This is a genomic window from Thiobacillus sp. SCN 63-57, assembly GCF_001725555.1.
In the GTDB taxonomy this organism is placed as follows: Bacteria; Pseudomonadota; Gammaproteobacteria; order Burkholderiales; family Thiobacillaceae; genus Thiobacillus.
In genome coordinates this window covers 129003-148571 of record NZ_MEGP01000013.1, presented here as the reverse complement: position 1 = coordinate 148571, position 19569 = coordinate 129003, and the positions used below count along the sequence as shown (strand labels likewise).

21 protein-coding genes and 1 tRNA gene are annotated in these 19569 nt (G+C 62.8%); 13 read left to right on the top strand and 9 right to left on the bottom strand.

The features are described 5' to 3' along the window. Positions 1-90, bottom strand: a tRNA-Ser gene (locus ABT23_RS06395). 105 nt (positions 91-195) lie between these two features. On the opposite strand from ABT23_RS06395, the gene mltF reads away from it, so the two are divergent. Next, positions 196-1572 (top strand): membrane-bound lytic murein transglycosylase MltF, encoded by a 1377-nt coding sequence (mltF, locus tag ABT23_RS06390; protein WP_296632770.1) that lies wholly within the window; start codon positions 196-198, stop codon positions 1570-1572. Positions 1573-1587: 15 nt separating this feature from the next. Here the strand turns inward: mltF and serS are convergent, their stop codons facing one another. Then, positions 1588-2946: a serine--tRNA ligase gene (serS, locus tag ABT23_RS06385; protein ID WP_296632767.1), complete on the bottom strand. Its 1359-nt coding sequence runs from the start codon at positions 2944-2946 to the stop codon at positions 1588-1590. A gap of 71 nt (positions 2947-3017) precedes the next feature. After that, positions 3018-6518 carry a chromosome segregation protein SMC gene (smc, locus tag ABT23_RS06380; protein ID WP_296632764.1) on the bottom strand — a complete coding sequence of 1167 codons (3501 nt, stop codon included), beginning with the start codon at positions 6516-6518 and terminating at the stop codon, positions 3018-3020. 97 nt (positions 6519-6615) lie between these two features. On the opposite strand from smc, the gene queF reads away from it, so the two are divergent. The 3 genes from queF to ABT23_RS06365 are packed head-to-tail and all read left to right on the top strand — an operon-like array spanning position 6616 to position 8718. After that, positions 6616-7035 carry a preQ(1) synthase gene (gene queF / locus ABT23_RS06375; RefSeq protein ID WP_296632760.1) on the top strand — a complete coding sequence of 140 codons (420 nt, stop codon included), beginning with the start codon at positions 6616-6618 and terminating at the stop codon, positions 7033-7035. Between the two features lie 4 nt (positions 7036-7039). Continuing rightward, a complete protein-coding gene (locus ABT23_RS06370) occupies positions 7040-8326 on the top strand; it encodes an FGGY-family carbohydrate kinase (protein WP_296632757.1) in 1287 nt (428 codons plus the stop codon). A 59-nt stretch (positions 8327-8385) separates the two neighbouring features. Then, complete coding sequence (locus ABT23_RS06365) at positions 8386-8718, top strand: cupin domain-containing protein (protein ID WP_296632755.1); 333 nt, start codon at positions 8386-8388, stop codon at positions 8716-8718. A 160-nt stretch (positions 8719-8878) separates the two neighbouring features. Here ABT23_RS06365 and ABT23_RS06360 read toward each other — a convergent pair whose 3' ends face one another. The 3 genes from ABT23_RS06360 to ABT23_RS06350 all read right to left on the bottom strand — a co-directional run bounded on the left by ABT23_RS06360 (position 8879) and on the right by ABT23_RS06350 (position 11033). Further along, on the bottom strand, positions 8879-9679 hold the full coding sequence (locus ABT23_RS06360) for a ferredoxin--NADP reductase (RefSeq protein WP_296632753.1): 801 nt from the start codon (positions 9677-9679) through the stop codon (positions 8879-8881). Positions 9680-9760: 81 nt separating this feature from the next. Then, complete coding sequence (locus ABT23_RS06355; protein ID WP_296632750.1) at positions 9761-10138, bottom strand: VOC family protein; 378 nt, start codon at positions 10136-10138, stop codon at positions 9761-9763. Further along, complete coding sequence (locus ABT23_RS06350; RefSeq protein WP_296632747.1) at positions 10131-11033, bottom strand: DMT family transporter; 903 nt, start codon at positions 11031-11033, stop codon at positions 10131-10133. The genes ABT23_RS06355 and ABT23_RS06350 overlap by 8 nt, the downstream gene beginning before the upstream one ends. Positions 11034-11074: 41 nt before the next feature. Between ABT23_RS06350 and dapC the strand changes: the two genes are divergently transcribed. From dapC to ABT23_RS06330, 4 genes are all read left to right on the top strand, one after another. After that, on the top strand, positions 11075-12271 hold the full coding sequence (gene dapC / locus ABT23_RS06345) for a succinyldiaminopimelate transaminase (protein ID WP_296632744.1): 1197 nt from the start codon (positions 11075-11077) through the stop codon (positions 12269-12271). Between the two features lie 64 nt (positions 12272-12335). Next, on the top strand, positions 12336-13160 hold the full coding sequence (dapD, locus tag ABT23_RS06340) for a 2,3,4,5-tetrahydropyridine-2,6-dicarboxylate N-succinyltransferase (RefSeq protein ID WP_296632742.1): 825 nt from the start codon (positions 12336-12338) through the stop codon (positions 13158-13160). 34 nt (positions 13161-13194) lie between these two features. After that, entirely contained in the window at positions 13195-13971 is a 777-nt protein-coding gene (locus tag ABT23_RS06335; RefSeq protein ID WP_296632739.1) for a M48 family metallopeptidase, read from the top strand. Beyond that, positions 13971-14309 carry a hypothetical protein gene (locus ABT23_RS06330; RefSeq protein WP_296632737.1) on the top strand — a complete coding sequence of 113 codons (339 nt, stop codon included), beginning with the start codon at positions 13971-13973 and terminating at the stop codon, positions 14307-14309. Before ABT23_RS06335 ends, ABT23_RS06330 begins: the two co-directional genes overlap by 1 nt. 15 nt (positions 14310-14324) lie before the next feature. Here ABT23_RS06330 and ABT23_RS06325 read toward each other — a convergent pair whose 3' ends face one another. Together ABT23_RS06325 and tadA are read right to left on the bottom strand one after the other, a co-directional pair. After that, entirely contained in the window at positions 14325-14819 is a 495-nt protein-coding gene (locus ABT23_RS06325; protein WP_296632735.1) for a L,D-transpeptidase, read from the bottom strand. Further along, on the bottom strand, positions 14816-15331 hold the full coding sequence (gene tadA / locus ABT23_RS06320) for a tRNA adenosine(34) deaminase TadA (protein WP_296632733.1): 516 nt from the start codon (positions 15329-15331) through the stop codon (positions 14816-14818). The genes ABT23_RS06325 and tadA overlap by 4 nt, the downstream gene beginning before the upstream one ends. Before the next feature lie 297 nt (positions 15332-15628). On the opposite strand from tadA, the gene ABT23_RS06315 reads away from it, so the two are divergent. The 3 genes from ABT23_RS06315 to ABT23_RS06305 all read left to right on the top strand — a co-directional run bounded on the left by ABT23_RS06315 (position 15629) and on the right by ABT23_RS06305 (position 17000). Then, positions 15629-16108 carry a hypothetical protein gene (locus ABT23_RS06315; RefSeq protein WP_296632730.1) on the top strand — a complete coding sequence of 160 codons (480 nt, stop codon included), beginning with the start codon at positions 15629-15631 and terminating at the stop codon, positions 16106-16108. Positions 16109-16288: 180 nt separating this feature from the next. Continuing rightward, on the top strand, positions 16289-16534 hold the full coding sequence (locus ABT23_RS06310; RefSeq protein ID WP_296632728.1) for a hypothetical protein: 246 nt from the start codon (positions 16289-16291) through the stop codon (positions 16532-16534). A 91-nt stretch (positions 16535-16625) separates the two neighbouring features. Further along, positions 16626-17000 (top strand): hypothetical protein, encoded by a 375-nt coding sequence (locus tag ABT23_RS06305; RefSeq protein WP_296632723.1) that lies wholly within the window; start codon positions 16626-16628, stop codon positions 16998-17000. 285 nt (positions 17001-17285) lie between these two features. Here the strand turns inward: ABT23_RS06305 and ABT23_RS06300 are convergent, their stop codons facing one another. Continuing rightward, complete coding sequence (locus tag ABT23_RS06300; RefSeq protein WP_296632719.1) at positions 17286-18374, bottom strand: IS110 family transposase; 1089 nt, start codon at positions 18372-18374, stop codon at positions 17286-17288. A gap of 156 nt (positions 18375-18530) precedes the next feature. On the opposite strand from ABT23_RS06300, the gene ABT23_RS06295 reads away from it, so the two are divergent. Together ABT23_RS06295 and ABT23_RS06290 are read left to right on the top strand one after the other, a co-directional pair. Next, a complete protein-coding gene (locus ABT23_RS06295) occupies positions 18531-18959 on the top strand; it encodes a hypothetical protein (protein WP_296632716.1) in 429 nt (142 codons plus the stop codon). A 126-nt stretch (positions 18960-19085) separates the two neighbouring features. Further along, the gene (locus tag ABT23_RS06290; protein WP_296632713.1) at positions 19086-19484 is read left to right on the top strand and encodes a hypothetical protein; all 399 of its coding nucleotides are present in this window, start codon (positions 19086-19088) and stop codon (positions 19482-19484) included. Positions 19485-19569: the final 85 nt, after the last annotated feature.

Sequence of the window (19569 nt, the reverse complement as noted above, 5' to 3'; positions counted from 1 at the left end):
TGGCGGAGAGGGTGGGATTCGAACCCACGGTGAACTTGCGCTCACGCCTGATTTCGAGTCAGGTACATTCGACCACTCTGCCACCTCTCCGGGGCGCGTATTGTAACCGAGTCGGGCGGTTTGCTGGACGAAAATTTCGCTCTCGTTCAGACTGTATTCATGCCCATCATAAAAACAATGGGATGGATCGGGAGATTGGCTGCACTGGCGCTGACACTGGCATTGGCCGCCTGTAGTCGTCCCATTCCACCGCCCGAAACCAGCGGCGAGTTGCAGGTGGGAGTACGCAACAGCCCTGCGACCTACTATATCGCCCGCAATGGCGAGGCTGCCGGCTTCGAACACGATTTGATCCAGGCATACGGCCAGTCGCAGAACTGGACGCCAGTATGGACGGCGAAGCCCCGGCCCGAAGCCCTGTTCGACTTGCTTGAGAATCGCCAGATCCATCTGGCGGCAGCGACCTTGCCGCAAGCCGTGGTCAAGGATCGCCATCTGATTGCCGGCCCGGTTCTATTCGAGACGCCGGTCCATATCGTCTATCGCGCCAGCGAGCGGGCGCCTCGCGACATCGCTGCCCTGTCCGGCAAGAAGCTGGCATTGATCATCGGTTCCGGCCATACGCCCATGCTGATGCGTCTGAAGCGCAAGTATCCCAAGCTGTCCTGGTCCGCGCTGGACAATGTCTGGCCGGACGAGCTGCTGGCGCAACTGCAGGCCGGCAAATACGACGCAGTGGTCATCAACGGCATGGATTTCGATCCCGTGCGTACCTTCTATCCCGAACTGGCCGTGGCCTTCGACCTGCCGGACACCCAGAAAATCGTGTGGGCGCTGCCGAAACACAGCTCGCTCATCCTGCGTAATTCGCTGGCCCGCTTCATCGAACAGGCACGCCGGGACGGCACCATCAAACGCATCTACGAGCGTTACTTCGGTCACGTCAAGCGGCTGGACAGCACGGACATCCTCGGCATCATGCAGCGCCGTCCGCAACGCCTGCCGGATTTGCGCCGGTATTTCCAGGAAGCCCAGACGCTCACCGGCATCGACTGGCGCCTGTTGGCCGCGATCGGCTACCAGGAATCGCAATGGGATCCGTTTGCCACGTCGCCGACCGGCGTGCGCGGCCTGATGATGCTGACCGCCGAAACGGCCGACCGCATGCGGATCAGCGATCGACTCAACGCCCGCCAGAGCATCCTCGGCGGCGCCCGCTATCTGGCCATGCTGAAGGACGCCCTGCCCGACCGCATTCCCGAGCCCGACCGCACCTGGCTCGCGCTGGCTGCCTACAACCAGGGACAAGGCCATCTGGAAGATGCGCGTCGCATCGCGCAGGCGCGCGGCGGCAATCCGGACAGCTGGGCGGACGTGAAAGCAGCCCTGCCCTATCTGAGCCGAAGCGAGTATGCCAAGGTGATGAAATACGGCTATGCCCGCGGTGCCGAGGCGCTGCTGTTTGCCGAGAACATCCGCAACTACTATGACATCCTGGTGCGGCTGGAGCCCGAATACAACCCGCTGTTCAACCTGGGCAAGAGCGAAGCGGGCCTGCCGACGCCGGGCTGACCGGCCGGCATCCGATCAGGCTGTGGTCAGCCGGTCGATCCCGCCCATCCATGGACGCAACGCCTCCGGCACGGTCACGCTGCCGTCGGCGTTCTGGTAGTTCTCCAGAATCGCCACCAGCGTGCGCCCCACCGCCAGCCCCGAACCGTTCAGCGTGTGCAACAGTTCCGGCTTGCCCTGCCCCGCCTTGAAACGCGCCTGCATGCGGCGCGCCTGAAAGGTCTCAAAATTGGAGCAGGAAGAGATTTCGCGGTAGGTGTTCTGCGCCGGCAGCCACACTTCGAGGTCGTAGGTCTTGGCCGACGAGAAGCCCATGTCGCCGCTGCACAGGGCCATCTTGCGGTACGGCAGGCCGAGTTTCTGCAGGATTGTTTCGGCATGCGCAGTCAGGTTTTCCAGCGCGGCGTAGGAATCCTCGGGCTTCACCATCTGCACCAGCTCCACCTTGTCGAACTGGTGCTGGCGGATCATGCCGCGGGTATCGCGGCCGTAGGAACCCGCCTCCGAGCGGAAGCACGGCGTGTGCGCGACAAACTTCAGCGGCAAGGCCTCGGCCGGCACGATCTCGTCGCGCAGCAGGTTGGTCACCGGCACTTCGGCGGTGGGGATGAGATACCAGTTTTCTTGTTTAGGTGAAAAGGAGCCCCGTTGATATTCCTCACCTTGCAGAGCACTTTCTGCCCATCCTTCTTTCATTTCGAATTTAGTCCGAGGCACCTTAAATAAATCTTCCTCGAACTTCGGCAATTGCCCGGTGCCGCGCATCGAATCAGCGTTCACCAGATACGGGACATAGACTTCCGTGTAGCCATGTTCCGCCGTATGCACGTCGAGCATGAACTGGGCGAGCGCACGGTGCAGCCGGGCCAGCGGCCCTTTCATCACGGTGAAGCGGCTGCCGGTGATCTTCACCGCCGCGGCGAAGTCGAGCTGGCCGAGACCCTCGCCGAGATCGACGTGATCGCGCACCGGAAAATCGAACTGTCTTGGCGTGCCCCAGCGGCTCACCTCGACGTTTGCGGTTTCGTCCTTGCCGACCGCCACCGATTCGTGCGGCAGGTTCGGCACGCCCATCAGGAAATCATTGAGTTCGGCCTGGAGTTCGGACAGGCGCGCTTCCAGCTGCTTCTGCTCGTCGCCCAGCCCCGCCACCTCGGCCATGACCGTCGTGGTGTCCTCGCCCTTGCCCTTCATCATGCCGATCTGCTTGGACAGGGTGTTGCGGCGGCTTTGCGCCTCCTGGGTGCGGGTCTGGATCGATTTGCGCTCAACTTCCAGCGCTTCGAAGCGCGCCGTGTCGAAAGCAAAGCCGCGCGCAGCCAGGCGCTCGGCGACGAGGACTGCGTCTTTGCGCAGCAACTGGATATCAAGCATGGAAGTATGGGGAAACGCCAAAAGCGCCATTTTCGCCGATAGCTGCGGCTATCGGCTAGAGGTGCGTGAAATTAGGCCGCCTCGACCATCCCCACCGCCTCGTCCACGTCGACCGCGACGATGCGCGACACGCCCTGTTCCTGCATGGTGACGCCGGCCAGGTGCTGCGCCATTTCCATGGTGACACGGTTGTGGGTGATGAAGAGGAACTGGGTGTGGTCGGACATCGCCTTGACCAGATTGCAGTAGCGCTCGGTGTTGGCGTCGTCGAGGGGCGCGTCGACCTCGTCCAGCAGACAGAACGGCGCCGGATTGAGCTTGAACATGGCAAACACCAGCGACAGCGCAGTGAGCGTTTTCTCGCCGCCGGAGAGTAGGTGGATCGAGGCGTTCTTCTTGCCCGGCGGTTGGGCGAACACCTGTACCCCGGCGTCGAGCAGTTCGTCGCCGGTGAGAATGAGCCGTGCCTGGCCACCACCGAATAGCTGCGGGAACAGCTCGCCCATGTGCTGGTTGACGGTGTCGAAGGTCTCCTTCAGCCGCGCGCGCGATTCCTGGTCGATGCGGCGGATCGCGTCTTCTAGCGTAGTGACGGCTTCCAGCAGGTCGGCACACTGCGCCGCGAGGTATTCGGCGCGCTCCTGCGCCTGGGTGAGCTCGTCCAGCGCGGCGAGGTTGACCGCACCCAGCGCGGCGATCTCGTTCTGCAGACGGTTGATATCGGCCTGCAATTGGCTGGGCTTCGGGCTGTCGGCCAGGCCTGATTCGAGGCTGGCTTCATCCGCCGCTGCTTCGCGCAGTTGTAGTTCGAACTGCGACTGCATCAGCATGGCTTCCTGGTCTTTGAGCTTGAGCTGTTCGATCGTGCGGCGCAGCGGGTCGAGGCCCTGCTCGCAGGCCAGCCGCGCCTCGTCATGTCCTCTGAGTTGCGCGGTCAGCCCTTCGAGCGCGTCGCGCGCGGCGGCCAGCGCGGCTTCGGCCGAGGTGCGCGTCTCCAAGGCAGTCTGAAGTTCGGCGTCGAGCGCGTCGGCTGGCAGACGTGCCAGCTCCTCGTGCGCCTGGGTCAGGCGGGTGTCGTCATCGGCGATTTCCTGCTCGATGCGCGCCAGGGTCTCGGTGAGCTCGCGGATCTTGTTGGTGCAGGTGGTCAGCGCGAAGCCGGCTTCCTGATGCCGCCGCTCGGCCGCGCGCTGCAGTTCGCGCGCGTCGAACACGGCGCGGTCAGCCTGGTCGCGCTGCTGGCGCGCGGCGTAGAGCGCTTCGCGGGCACTTTCCTCTTGCGCACGGTAGTCCCTGAGGCGGATTTCCAGCCCTTCGACCGACGCCCGTTCGCTTTCCAGCTGCAACGTGACTTCCTCGAGTTCCTGGCCGATCTGCGCGGCGCGGGTCTGCACCCGTTCGACCGCCTGCTGCAGGCGCAGCAGTTCCATCTGCGCGGTATGGTGACGGCCCTGGGTCTGGCCGGTCTGCGCGCGCAAGGCCTGGATTTCGCGCTGGCGCTCGGCAACCTGCGCTTGCGCCTCGCCGTAGGCGGCTTCGAACTGGACGCTTTCCTCGCGCAGACGCTCGGCGTCGGCGGTCAGCCGCTCGAGCTCGCGACCACGCGCCAGAATGCCCTCGACCGCGGTATGTGGGCCATGGAAGGTGACGCTATGCGGGGTGAACACATGGCCCTGCGGCGTCACGACGCACTCGCCGGTCAGCAGCGTCGACGCGCGCGCGCGCGCCGCGTCGGCATCGTCGGCCCAATACACGCCGGCCAGCCAATCGGCCAGCGCGGCCTGAGCCGCAAGGTCGTCGCTGATGATCTTGCTCGCGAGCGTGTCCGCGGGCGCCTGCGCAGCGGACACGCCCTGCCCTGTCCACAGCGTGAGCCGCGATGGCGGCGTCTCGGTAAACCAGCCCGGCTGCGCATCGGCGGCCACCGCCTGCAGACGTTCGCGCAGCACCGCCTCGACCGCGGCCTCCCAGCCTGGTGAAACCGTGAGCTTTTCCCACAGGCGCGCAGCGTGCTGCAGGTTGCGGTGGGCGAGCCAGGCGCCGAGCTTCTCGTCGGCCTTGAGGCTTTCCTGCAGCTTCTTCAGTGCGGCGAGCTCGGCTTCCGTCTGGTGCAGCGCCTTGCGGGCGGCTTCGAGGTCGCGCATGTGTTGTCCACGCGCGGCGTCGAGTTCCGGCAACGCGGTCTCGGCTTCCTTCAGTTTCTCCTGCGCGGACGCCAGAGTCTGTGCCAGTTCCTCCACCTCGAGCTGCTTGCCCGCCAGTCCGCTGGCGTCGGGACGCGGCAGTTGGGCCTGCTCCTGCTCGAGCCGCCGATGTCGCGCTTCGAGCTGCTCGATCTGGCGGCGGGTATGGCCGAGGCTGTTTTCGTCGACCTGGCGCGCCTGGTCGAGCTGCGAAACGGCGCGCTGTGCCTCGCCGACCGCCTGCTGGGCGCCGCGCAGAGCTGTTTCCTTCTCCGGCAAGGTGCTGTCCGTGGCCTGGCGCGCGGCGGCCTCGGCTTCCATCAACGCGGCTTCGAGACCGGGCTGCTGCGCGTTGACCTCGTGCAGCGCATCCTGCGTGGCGGTCCGGCGTGCCTGCTGTGTCTCGACGCGCGCACCCAGATCCTGCACCTGGCGATATAGCCGCTCGCGGGTGGCGTTCTGGTGCGCCATCGTCTGCTCGATGCGCGCGACTTCCGACTGCGCCTGGTAATACGCCGCCTGCGCCGTGTTGAGCGTGTCCTGCCCGGCGAACTGGGTCTGGCGCGCGGTTTCCAAGGTCGACTCGATATGGCGCAGGCGCGCCGTCTCGGCTTCGAGTTTGTTCTGCGCTTCGGTCAGATCCCTGTCGATGCGCGCGCGCTGCTGAGCGGCATCGTGCTTGCGGGCGAACCACAGACGGTGCTGCGAAAACGTCAAATCCGCCTGCAGACTGCGGTAATGCTGAGCGACTTCGGCCTGCGCGGTGAGCTTCTCGACCTGGGCCTTGAGTTCGCGCTGGATGTCCTCGACCCGGTTCATGTTGTCGCGCGCGTCCTTCAGCCGCGACTCGGTTTCCTTGCGGCGTTCCTTGTATTTGGAGACGCCCGCGGCTTCTTCCAGGTAGCCGCGCAGCTCCTCCGGCTTGGCCTCGATCAGGCGTGTGATCATGCCCTGCTCGATGATGGCGTAGGCGCGCGCGCCGACCCCGGTGCCGAGGAACAGGTCGGCGACGTCGCGCCGCCGCACCCGCATGTTGTTGATGTAATAGGTGGAGTCGCCGCTGCGGTCGAGCACGCGCTTGACCGAGATCTCGGCGTATTGCGACCACTGCCCGGCGGCGCGGCCGAGCTCGTTGTTGAACGCCAGCTCGACCGAGGCGCGCGACGCCGGCTTGCGCGTGCCGGAACCGTTGAAGATCACGTCCTGCATCGATTCGCCGCGCAGGTGCTTGGCCGACGATTCGCCGAGCACCCAGCGCACCGCGTCGATCACGTTCGACTTACCGCAGCCATTCGGCCCCACCACGCCGGTCAGCTGGGCGGGGACGGGAATCACGGTGGGATCGACGAAACTCTTGAAACCGGCAAGTTTGATGTGGGTTAAACGCAAGACAGCGGACCTAAGCTTTTATAATGGGTGTCGTCTCAATGCGCCGTTAGATTTTTACGGCGTTCTGTTTTCGACACATTCTACACCGAGCCTCCCCATGCCCTCCACGCCCGCCAAAACCCTGGAAACCTTTCCCAACCCGAAACCGGGACGCGACTTTCATATCCACATGGAAGTCCCTGAATTCACATGCCTTTGCCCCAAGACCGGGCAGCCCGATTTCGCCACGCTTATCCTCGACTACATTCCCGACAAGACCTGCGTCGAGCTGAAGAGCCTGAAGCTCTACATATGGAGCTTTCGCGAGGAAGGTCATTTCCATGAAGACGTCACCAACCGGATTCTTGATGATCTCGTCAAAGCGACGAAACCGCGCTTCATGCGCCTGACCGCCAAGTTCTATGTGCGCGGCGGCATCTTCACCAACGTCGTTGCCGAGCACCGCAAGAAAGGCTGGCAGCCGGCGCCGCGCGTCGACCTGACACAGTTCGAGCATCAGTCGAACACACGCGGATAAGCAATTGTATTTCCTTGGAATAGACTTCGGAACCTCGGGCGCACGCAGCTGCGTCATCGACACCGAAGGCGCGATCGTCGCCGAGGATGCGCGCGACTTCGGCACGCTCGAAGAACACGAACGCGCCGGCATCTGGCGCGACGCGCTGTGGGATTTGGTCGCGTCGCTGCCGCCGCCGATCCGCGCGCAGCTCTCCGACATCGCGCTCGACGGCACCTCCGGCACCGTGCTCGCCTGCGACGAGGAACTCTCCCCGCGCCATCCGCCGCTGCTGTACAACGACGACCGCGCGGTCGACGAAGCGCGGCTGATCGCGAAAACCGCCACCCCGGGCCACCCCGCCGCCGCCGTCACCTCGGGGCTGGCCAAGACGCTGTGGCTGAAGAAGCGGCTCGGCCTTACCGGCGCGCGGCTCTACCTCAACCAGGCCGACTGGCTGTCGGGCCTGCTGACCGGCCGGGTCGGCATGACCGATTATCACAACGCCCTCAAGATGGGCCTCGATCTCGACGAGCTGAAATGGCCGGCCTGGGTCGAATACCTGGCCGACGTCGACTACCTGCCGGTGCCGATCGCGCCTGGCGCCCGGCTCGCCACGGTGTCACGCCCGCGCGCGCGCTACCTCGGCGTGAATCCCGGCTGCATGGTGCACGCCGGCACCACCGATTCCATCGCCGCCTTCCTGGCCGCGGGCGTGACCAAAAGCGGCGACGCCGTCACCTCGCTCGGCAGCACCTTGGTGCTGAAACTGCTCTCCGACACGCCGGTGGAATCGGCCGAGCATGGCGTCTATTCGCACTGGTTCGGCAGCCGCTGGCTGGCGGGTGGCGCCTCCAACGCCGGCGGCGCGGTGCTGCGGCAGTTCTTCGACGACCGCCAGTTGGCGGCGCTCAGCGAACAGATCGATCCGGCTGTCGCCAGCCCGCTCGACTACCTGCCGCTGCCGCGCACCGGCGAACGCTTTCCGGTCAACGACCCGCAACTTGCGCCGCGCCTGGCGCCGCGCCCGCCCGACGACGCCGAATTCCTGCACGGCCTGCTGGAAAGCCTCGCCCGCATCGAGGCCGAAGGCTACGGCCTGTTGGCCACGTTGGGCGCCACACCCGTGTCCCGGGTCGAAACCGCCGGCGGAGGCGCGCGCAATGCCGTCTGGGCGCGTATTCGCCAGCGCCGGCTCGGCGTGCCAGTGACACGCGCTGCGCACATCGAGGCCGCCTACGGCGCGGCGCGGCTGGCGCGGGATGGCGTGCAAACCTTCGCCTCCCTTGCGCCCCGGGGTCAAGGGCTATAGTTAGGACCATGCATCAAGCTTGAATCCGAATACTCTCGTTGTTCCGGCAAGGAGAATTCATGGCCATGACCCACGCAGCATCCGGCGAACTGATCGATGTCCGCCCACTTGGCCCGGCATTGCGCGAAACGCGTTCGAGCACGCTGGTCAGGGCTGATCACCTCGAAGTCTTCCGGTTCGTGCTGATCGCCGGGAAGACAGCCCCGGATCACAAGGCGTCGGGCGCCCTCACCCTTCAATGTCTGGAAGGCGCCGTGGAACTCGATGCCCACGGGCGAACGCAGATCCTCCGCGCAGGCGACATGGTTTACCTTGCCGACGCAGAGCCACATGCCGTCAGGGCAATGGAGGACGCCTCACTTCTCGTCACGGTCCTGCTGCGACGCGTATGATCGCGATGCTCGAACTGGGCGCCAATCAATGATGCAACGGGCGGTCGGACTCGAGTGAAGCCTCGAATTCGCCGACACCCCGTGCGTCGTCCAGTCTGTCCCGGCAAGGACTTCCCGGTGGACCCGTCCGGGTGCGGTGGCTTCAACCCCGTCGATACGCTCAGTGATATTTTTCCATGCTGACCTGGCCGGGCTCGCGCCGGCGATGCCGCTTCAGCCCGCGTTTTTCCAGGCTGGCCAGGGTGTCCTGCAGCATGCCGGCATTTCCGCAAAGCATCACGTGGGCATCGGCCGGAGTCAGATCCAGGCCGGTCTTTCGCTCCAATGCGCCGCTTTCGATGCTGGCGGGAATCCGTTGGCATAGAGGGCCGTCGCCGGGTTCACGGGTGACGAACGGAACGAACTGGAATTGCACGGGGTGGCGCTGCCGTATTTCATGGATGGTCTCTTGGTAACCCAGCTCGTCCCGTGTGCGAACCGAATGACCCAGCACGACTTTCTCAAACCGCGACCAGGGCGCCGCGGTTTTAAGGATGGAGAGGAAAGGACCGATCGCCGTGCCCGTGGCGAGGAGCCAGAGGTGTCGGGCATCGGGGATTTCATCCAGGGTGAGGAATCCAGTGGGCGCGGGCACGACCCAAAAATGCTCTCCGGGCTGAAGCTCGGCCAGACGGGGCGACAGCGGGCCTTCGCGGACGACGTTGAAATAGATCTCGTGCGGCCTCTCGTCGGGCGCATTGACCATGGAATACGGGCGTGCGATGCGTTCGCCGGCTATGTCCATCCCCGCGCGAATGAACTGGCCCGCATTGAAAGGGGCCAGCTCGGCCTCGAAACGCAGCGAAATCAGTGCATCGTTCCAGCGTATGCGCTCGACTACGGTTGCCTCTACCCATTCGCTCATCGTCTGCTCCTCGAAGGCAATACGGGATCTATATGGGGGGCACGGGCCTGCATTCAACCAGCCTCCCGGCAGGGTATGCGGCCGCGGACTGGCGTTGCCCTGATCCGCCCGGGAGCGGGAGCGCGTAGCCTGATCCGCTCAACTGACCAGGACGAACTCCAGCGTATTCATATCCGGATCACGGCAGAACAGCGCCGCGCGCCCCGACTTGCTGGTCGTGTATTTCACGCCCACCGCATCGAGCCTGCTTTTCAGCGCAGCCATGTCCTTCACGCCAAGCGCGATGTGACGATCGCGCCCGCCGTGCTCCGGACGCACATTGCCGACATCGGGGTTGGGCAGCTGCATCAGGTGCAACTGCTGGCCGCCGCCAAGTTGGTACCACTCGCCGGGATAAGGCAGCTCGGGGCGGTCGGGAAACACGTTGAGTCCGATGACTGACTCATAGAAGGCCTTCGCCCGCGTCAGGTCGGTCACCAGCAGGCCGGCGTGCAGTAGCGCAGTGATGTCAGACATGGTGCGTTTCCTTCGATTGATCGTTTTCCATGTGGCCGGAAAACAGGCTGGCGGTGACGATCATGACGGCGCCCACCCATTCCTGCACACCCATGCGCTCGTCGGAGAGGAAATAGGCCGCCACCGCGGCGACCACCAGTTCGAACAAAAAGATGACGATGGCCTGGTTGGCTGGTACGCGCGCCAGGCCGTACTGCACGGCATAGGTCATGCTGCCGATGGCAATCCCCACCCCCAGCAGCAACAGCCAGGTGGCAGGCGCGGCATCCGCCATGAAGCCGAGCTCGGCAGGCCTGAATGCCAGGCCGATCGTGGTCAGCACCGCCACCCCCGCCCATACCGACACGGCCTTGGCACCCTCGGCCACGCCCTCCAGATGGCGGCTGATGACGTTGCTCGCCGCGAACATCACCCCCGCCGACAGACCCAGCCATTCGGCGCGATTGGCCGGCAGCGGCCATTCGCCGGGTTGCCACAGCATCACCAGCGCACCGCCTGCGGCAAGCGCCATCACGGCCCAGCCGGCGCGATTGAGCTTTTCATGCAGCAGAAAACGGGCAAACAGCACGGTCCACAAAGGCGACAGATAGAACAGCAGCAGGACCCTGACCACTTCGCCTTCGAGCACCGCCAGCACATAGGCCAGGTTGGTCCAGCCAGCCGTCATGCCGATCGCGGCGAGCCACAGCCAGTGGCCGCGCGCTTCGCGTAGCACACGGCCATGCAGCCAGCCGATGAGCAGCAGGGGCGTCGCATAGGTGAACAGGCTCGACGCGATGCCGCCCACGCCCGCCTCGCTCAACAGGCGATAGGGATACCATACCAGCCCCCACAGGGAGGCGGCGTAGACCAGACTGCTGAGGGCAAGCGTGCGCTGCAAGGGAATCGACGGCATGGGGCTTTATAATGTGTGGCTTGGTTAAATTCCGTACAGCAATGAATCCGCGTCTCGATCAACTCCATCCCTATCCGTTCCAGAAACTGCGCGAACTGTTCGCCGGCGTCACGCCGGGTGCCGGGCTGTCGCCGATCAACCTGTCGATCGGCGAACCCAAGCATCCCACGCCCCAGTTCATCAAGGACGCGCTGATCGCCGGACTTGGCGGGCTGGCGAATTATCCCATCACTCAGGGCTCGGATGCGCTGCGCATTGCCATCTCTGCGTGGGCCGAACGGCGCTATGGCGTGAAACTCGACCCGGCGACCGAAGTGCTGCCGGTGAACGGTTCGCGCGAGGCGCTGTTCGCCTTCGCCCAGGCCGCCGTCGATTCGAGCCGCCACGGCCGCCGCACGGTCATCTCGCCCAACCCCTTCTACCAGATTTACGAAGGCGCAGCCCTGCTGGCCGGCGCCCGCCCCTTCTTCCTCAACACCTTGCCGGAGAATGGCTTCCGCATGGACTGGTCGCGCGTGCCGGAAGACCTGTGGGAAAGCATCAGCCTGGTCTACGTCTGCTCGCCCGGCAACCCCACCGGCAAGGTCATGTCGCTGGACGACTGGAAGGAACTGTTCGAACTGTCCGACCGGCACGGCTTCGTGATCGCGGCCGACGAGTGCTATTCGGAAATCTATTTCGAGGAAGGCCAGCCCCCCTTGGGCGCGCTCACCGCCGCGCAGCAGCTCGGCCGCGGCCTTAAAAATCTTATCGTATTCAACTCGCTGTCCAAGCGCTCCAACGTGCCGGGCCTGCGTTCCGGCATGGTCGCGGGCGACGCCGAGGTGATGAAGAAATTCCTGCTTTACCGCACCTACCACGGCAGCGCGATGAGCCCTGCGGTGCAGGCCGCCAGCGTCGCGGCATGGAACGACGAGGCGCACGTGATCGAAAACCGCCGCCAGTACGCCGAGAAATTCGCCGCCGTGATGCCTCTGCTCAAGGACGTGCTGCAATTCGATGCACCGGACGCCGCCTTCTATCTGTGGGCGCGTGTGCCGGGCGGCGACGATGCCGCGTTCGCGCGCGGCCTCTACGAAAAACAGCACGTCACGGTTTTGCCGGGCAGCTATCTCGCGCGCGACGCCGCCAACGTCAACCCGGGCAAGGGCTTCGTCCGCATCGCGCTGGTCGACAGCCTGGACGCCTGCGTCGAAGCGGCGAAGCGCATGGCGGCTTTCGTCGGCGAGGCTGCGTGAAGACGCTGGCCATTACCGGGTAATCTTCCCTCATTCATTTCACCTTCAACCACAGGAATCCATCATGCAAGACCTGCAGAAAACCATCGAAGACGCTTTCGAACGCCGCGCCGAGATCACCCCGCGCAACGCTGAGCCCCAGGTCAAGGATGCGGTCATGGCCGTGATCGACATGCTCGACAAGGGCCAGCTCCGTGTCGCCGAGCGCACCGACGGCCAGAACTGGACCACCCACCAGTGGATCAAGAAGGCCGTGCTGCTGTCGTTCCGCCTCGAAGACAACGCCTTCATCAAGGGCGGCTTCACCAACTACTTCGACAAGGTGCCCTCCAAGTTCGCCGACTACAACAGCCGCGACTTCCGCGAGGGCGGCTTCCGCGTGGTGCCGCCGGCCGCCGCGCGCCGCGGCTCCTACATCGCCAAGAACGTGGTGCTGATGCCCTCCTACGTGAACATTGGCGCCTACGTCGGCGAAGGCACGATGGTGGATACGTGGGCGACCGTCGGCTCCTGCGCGCAGATCGGCAAGAACGTGCACCTCTCCGGCGGCGTCGGCATCGGCGGCGTGCTCGAACCGGTGCAGGCCAATCCCACCATCATCGGCGACAACTGCTTCATCGGCGCGCGCTCCGAAGTGGTCGAGGGCGTCATCGTCGAGGACAACAGCGTGATCTCGATGGGTGTCTACATCGGCCAGTCCACCAAGATCTACGACCGCGAGACCGGCGAAGTGACGTATGGCCGGATCCCCGCCGGTTCGGTGGTGGTGTCCGGCAACCTGCCGTCCAAGGATGGCAGCTATAGTCTGTATTGCGCGGTGATCGTGAAGAAGGTCGACGAGAAGACGCTGTCCAAGGTCGGCATCAACGAACTGCTGCGCGGCATCTGAACCCGGTTCATTGTCCCGTCCACAAGGAGCTGCGATGAAAATCCAACTGTTGCTGACCGCCCTGCTCGCCACCAGCCTGGTGGCCTGCCAGACCAACCCCGTGTCGGGCCGCTCGCAGCTAGTGCTGGTTTCGGAAGAACAGGCCCAGGCCTCGTCCGCGCAGGCCTATGCGCAAACGGTCAACGAGGCCCAGAAGAAGGGCAAGCTCAGCACCGACGCGGCGCTGAACGCACGGGTCAAGCGCATCACCGACCGGCTGATCACGCAGGCGGGCACTATGTACCCGCCCAGCCGCAGCTGGAAATGGTCGGTCGCGGTGATCGACGAGCCCACGCTTAACGCCTGGTGCATGCCTGGCGGCAAGATGGCGATCTACACCGGCATCATCACCAAGCTCAAGCTGACTGACGACGAAATCGCCCAGGTCATGGGCCACGAAATCTCCCACGCGCTGCTGGGACACGGCCGCGAGCGCATGTCGCGCGCCATGGCCACGCAAGGCGGTCTGCAAATCGGCTCCATCCTCGCCGGGCGCGACCTCACCGTGCTGGCGCCGGTGGCCGACATTGCGCTGACCCTGCCCAACAGCCGCGAGAGCGAGAGCGAGGCCGATCGCTACGGCATCGAACTCGCCGCCCGCGCAGGCTACGATCCGCACGCCGCGATCAGCCTGTGGGAAAAAATGAGCCAGGCCAGCGGCAACGGCCCGCCGCAATTCCTGAGCACCCACCCTGCGCCCAGCAACCGCATCCAGGCATTGAATGCGCTGGTGCCGAAAATGATGCCAATCTACGAGAAAGCCCGTAACTGATGGATACGCCGACCGACGACAAACTTGCCAGCCTCAAAACCCTGAGCACCGTCATTTATGCGCTGTACGCGCTGTCGCTGTTTTCCGGCGTCACTGCCATCGTCGCCATCGTGCTGAACTACATCAAGCTCGACGACGCCAAGGGCACCTGGCTGGAAAGCCATTTCCGCTGGCAGATCCGCACCTTCTGGTGGGGCCTGGTGTGGTTCGTCCTCGGCGGCCTCACCTGGATCATCCTGATCGGCTGGATTGTCCTGGGCGTCGCCTGCATCTGGTTCATCTACCGCATCGCCAAGGGCTGGCTCAACCTCAACGACGGCAAGCCGATGCCGCTGTAACGGCCGGACGGTTTCCTACGAAATCCTGACTTCGGTTCCCACCTTCACCAGATCGAACAGCTCCGCCACGTCCGCATTCTTCATGCGGATGCAGCCGTGCGAGGCCGGCGTGCCGATCCGGTGTTCCTCGTGGGTGCCGTGGATGTAGATGTAGCGGTTATGGGTGTCCACCGTACCGCCTTTGTTCTTGCCCGGTTCCAGGCCGTCCAGCCACAGGATGCGCGTCAGGATCCAGTCGCGCCCCGGATTTTCGGCGTCCAGCTCCGGCGTCCAGATTTCGCCGGTCGGCTCACGGGATTTGAAGGCGGCGCACAGCGGCGCGCCGGCGCCGATCTTGTCCGCGATGCGATGCCTGCCGCGCGGCGTGCAGAAGCTCCCGTTCTGCTCCCCCGCTCCGTTCGCCGCAGTGGAAACCGGGTACTGCCGGATGAGCAGATCGCCGTCCGGAAAAGGCTCCCACAGATACAGCTGCTGCAGGCGCATGTCCACCTCGACGAACAGCTCGCTCATTGCGCCGTCTCCCTCTTCTGCTGTCGGCGCGACTCGAAGAACCCCGAAATCATCGCCGCGCACTCGTCCGCCAGCACCCCGCCGGCGATGTCGCAATGGTAGTTCAGGCGCGGCTCGGTGAACACGTCGATGATGCTGCCATGCGCCCCGGTCTTGTATTCCTTCGCGCCATACACGACCCGCGCCACCCTTGAATGCAGGATCGCTCCCGCGCACATCACGCACGGCTCCATCGTCACATAGAGCGTGCAGCCCACCAGCCGGTAGTTGCCCAGCCGCGCCGCCGCATCGCGCAGCGCCATCACCTCGGCATGCGCCGTGGGGTCGTGGCTGGAAATCGGCCGGTTGAAACCGCGCCCGATTATCTCGCCGCCGCACACCACCAACGCCCCCACCGGCACCTCGCCGGCATCCCGGCCCTGGCGGGCCAGTTCGAGCGCGGCACGCATGAAGCGGACATCTTCAGCATCCTGCTGAGGAGTAACCGGTGGGGGGGATGATGAAATTGCCATTCACTGTCCTGAGTGCGTGAAAATCACTGACCATGAGCAGTGTAACCAATCAGGCCTGATGCTAACCAGTAGGCAAGGGGGCGTGTTACGCTTCGCGGCACATAACAAAAATTGCGGGGGACGTTTTTCCATTGAAGCGCCCCAAACAAAGGGAGGAGAAAAACGTGATCCAAACCAGTCCAGCGGATGCATGGCCATCTGTACCTGACGCCTCGTCCGAGCACACGCCGCGCGCTTCACTCTCGGCTTTCGCCCCTTCGGGGTGGTGCTCTACTCGAACACGTTAGGAGATTAACTATGTATTTAACTGCCTCAAGATCTTTAAAAATCGCCTATGCCATAGTGGTTTTAGCTGCGGTTGTCCCAATAGGGCTTGCCAGCTCGGGATGGGTCGCTCTCGCTACAGGCCGTGGTGGAGCTGCAATCCCATACATTGGACCAATTTTGTTTCTTGGACTGGGTATCTACCGAGTAGTAACAGTGTATCGAAACCCACAGGCCTTGCACTCTTACCCCGTAAAAGGTTTCGTTAATGTATTGCGGAAAATCGGAGTGTTCGCGCTCTATTTTGGCGCATTGGTTGGGGTGTTGAATCTTGTTTCAAGGCCGCTCATGGCCGCGCTCATTACCCATAGAAGCGAGAATGGAATTGAGTTTTTCGTCGTTGGAGTTTACCTGGCGATGCTCGGCGGAATCGGTTTTCTTGGCATTATCACCTTCGAGTTGAGTCGTTTACTGGGCTTCGAAGAGCATTCTCGTGCCCAAACAATCTCCTAACACGGCGCTCAACCTCGCTCCCTCCGGTAGCTGGACGGCGCTAGAGCGCCGCCGGTTAGCTCTACGTTATGTTTCATTTCACGCCATCGCGTGTATACGGCAGATGCAATCAAAGCGTTCGCACAAAGCAACGTAATGATTTCTAGCGTTCCATCGCACAGCATCGAAACAAGAAACAGAATGAAACCAGCCCAATACATTCTTTCACTCCTGCGCGAAAGAAAACTATTCTTCCTGGCTGCATTCGCAACCTCTCTTCCGCAATTGCTTGCTTGTGTCGTGGCTGCTTTCGCGGTGCAAACCTTGTTGTCATCCAACAATATCTGGTCTGTTATCGGGGTGCTGAAAACCACGTTGTTCTTAACGCTCATAGCTTATTACCTCATCTCGCTCTATGAAGCGTGGCATACGGCCAGAGAAACATAACATGGCGCTCAACCTCGCTCCCTTCGGTCGCTGGACGGCGCTAAAGCGCCGCCTGTTAGCTCTACGTTAGCCATCATGGAGTTAATGACCAATGAGAAAAGCCACTAAATCCCTATCCGCTATTGCAACTCTCGCCATTCTGCTTCTCGCCGGTTGTGCAACCCAGTCAGTCCCAAGCGAGCGTCTAAATCATGTAGCCGTTGTTACTTCTGGTGGCACCAATCTGTGGACCCTGGGGCGTATGCCAACTATTTCTGTTGTTGAAGTGGATGGCACCCCTCCAGCGAATGCCTATGGCCCTATAGAGCTGGTGCCAGGCCCCCACAAGCTCAAAATGAAATGCGGTGGCAACATTACAGAAACCCAAGTTACTGTAGCGGCGGGCGAAGTCTATGAATTCTCCGTAGTCATGGGTGGCCCCGGTGGCTGCCAAGGCTCTCTTTACCGGGTGCAGGCGGCTAAATAAACATGGCTAACAAATCGTATATGGACTCCCCTCAATAGCAAGAAACCAGATCGATAGTTGTGGCTGTTCGGAATTGCGTGCAGTCGTATATCCGGCATCTTGAGTGGGTTCTGTGTGACCCGTGCCGACATGGAATCTGCTCACGGCGCGCCAATCGTTACAAGCGGCAGCTTGGGTGCCGGAAGAGTTACCGGCGTCAGTCCGTGATGATGCAATCATTTGAGCCATGATGGGCGATCAGTCTCTTCGCAAACGCAGGGTGGTCATTCAAACTTCAGGCTTGCCTCAGCCCGCCACGGCGTAAGCCGTGCGATTCAATTTCTTGTTCTCCTCCCGCCGGGTCGATGTGCCATAGGGCTCATGGTTTCTGAGCACCGCATAGCAGATGCGCGCCAGCTTGTTGGCCAGCGCGCAGGCGGCCTTGTTGTGGTTGGTCCGGCCCTGCACCCTGAGTGCCCAGTCCTTCAGGCCGTCGACCTGTCGGCCTGCCTGTTTCGCCACGACGGCCGATCGCAGCACCGCCCGCGCGCCGTGCGTGAGCAGCATCCTCAGATAGCGGTCGCCGCGTTTGGAGATGCGCCCCAGGCGGCGGGTGCTGCCGGAGGAATATTCCTTGGGCGTGAGGCCGAACCAGCTGGCGAAGTGGCGGGCGTCGCGGTAGTGGCCGACCTCGCCCGAGGTTGCCGCGACCATGGCGGTGGCGGTCAACAGACCGATGCCGGGGACGCTCAGCAGTTCCCGGCAGGCCGGGCTTTGTTTGACCAGTGTGGCCAGTTCCTTCTCCAGTTGCGCGATGCGCTGTTCCAGAAGACGGATCTCCTCGATGAGCAGCTTCATCGAACCCCGGATCAACTCAGGGATGGCACTGCGGGGATCGGCCAGTGCCCGGGCCATCGCTTCGACGCCGGTGCGGGAACCCTGCGGAATGGCCAGGCCGAATTCCCGGCAGAAACCGCGCAGCGCATTGATGCGGCTGGTGCGGGTGGACATCCACAGCGAGCGGGTACGGTGCAGGCCTTGCAGGGCCTGCTGCTCGACCGACTTGATCCGGACCGGCGCGATGTCGGAGGCGCGCGCCGCCTCCAGCAACGCCGCCGCGTCGGCGGCGTCGGTTTTGTTGCGCTTCACGTAGGCGCGCACGTATTTGGCAGGCAGCAGTTTCACTTCGATGCCGAGGCCGGAAAGATGGCGCGCCCAGTGATGGGCGGAGCCGCAGGACTCCATGACGACGAGCGAGACGTCGCGGTTGAGAAACCAGCGCTCGAACTGGCTGCGGGTGAGGCGGTGGGTTTCGATGACTTTCCAGGAGGCATCGGCAACGGCCAGCTGGAAAACGGACTTGGCAAGGTCAACGGCTACGGTAGTAGACTTCATGTCGGACTCCTTTCGTTGAAGACATCTGATCCCCATCCCCATGAAGACCAGTGACGCCAACTATGGCAATAAAAAACGGGGGGAGTCCATCCCATCAGTCAAGCGGGACTGGCTTACAGCGGCCCCCTTACCTCAAACGTTAGGCAGCAACCCAAGATGACAGTCCGCGCCTACTATCGCGATGACCTAGCTTTACAACAACTTGAGACCGCATTGCGAATCTTCTTTGAAGGCGCTGACTTTGCTTCCGTCATTACCTTAGCTGGGGCTGCCGACGAGATTTTTGGGAAGCTTCTTGCAGCAGATGGCCGCGAGAACTCACTGGACATTATCAAAAAGGCTGTCGTCGCCATTCATCGCAAGCTATACGATGAAACCATCGAGCCCAGCCAAATAGCAGACCGCGCTAATCGCGCTAGAAACAGCCTGAAACACTGGGACCGCACGCAAGATTTGATCGTGAAGCTTGATCTTTCCCAAGAGGCTACTGACATGCTGTCTCGCGCAATTGACAACTACTGGGCACTTAAAGAGGAACTCACACCGACCATGGAACGTTTCCAGCGTGAGCAATATGCTGCCTAACCCCTCGGTCACGTTCGTTCCGGCCTTCGGCCTCCACGGGACGCGCCGCAAGCGGCGCGCCCCTTACCTCAAACGTTAGGCCTCACGGGGCTGCGGTGATTTTCAGCACACGAAAGGACAGCATTCATGTTTCGTTACGTTCTCGCGTGGATTCCAATGCTCGTTATCGCAGTCGCCAACGGCGCTTTCCGCCAACTCACGTTTGGTAAAGTCATGTCCGAGCCGCATGCTCATCAACTCTCGACTCTAATCGGCTCGTTCTGGATCGGGGCTTTCATCTGGCTCGTCGTGCACACTTGGCCACCATCTTCAGGCAGGCAAGCGCTGCTTGTTGGAGTCGTTTGGGTACTTCTCACGGTCGCATTCGAGACCTTCATGGGTTTGGTACTCCAGCATCGCCCAATACAGGATGTCCTTTATGAGTACGATCTTTCTGCGGGCCGCGTTTGGACGTTGTTTCTAATTTGGCTTGGCGTGGCGCCCTGGATCTTCTTCCGCATTCGCCAGGGACAAAATGCTGCCTAACCCAGTAGTCAACCCGGACGCTGCGCAATAAAGCCGCGCCGCGCCCCTTACCTTAAACGTTAGGGAATAGCGAATGTCCGTAAAG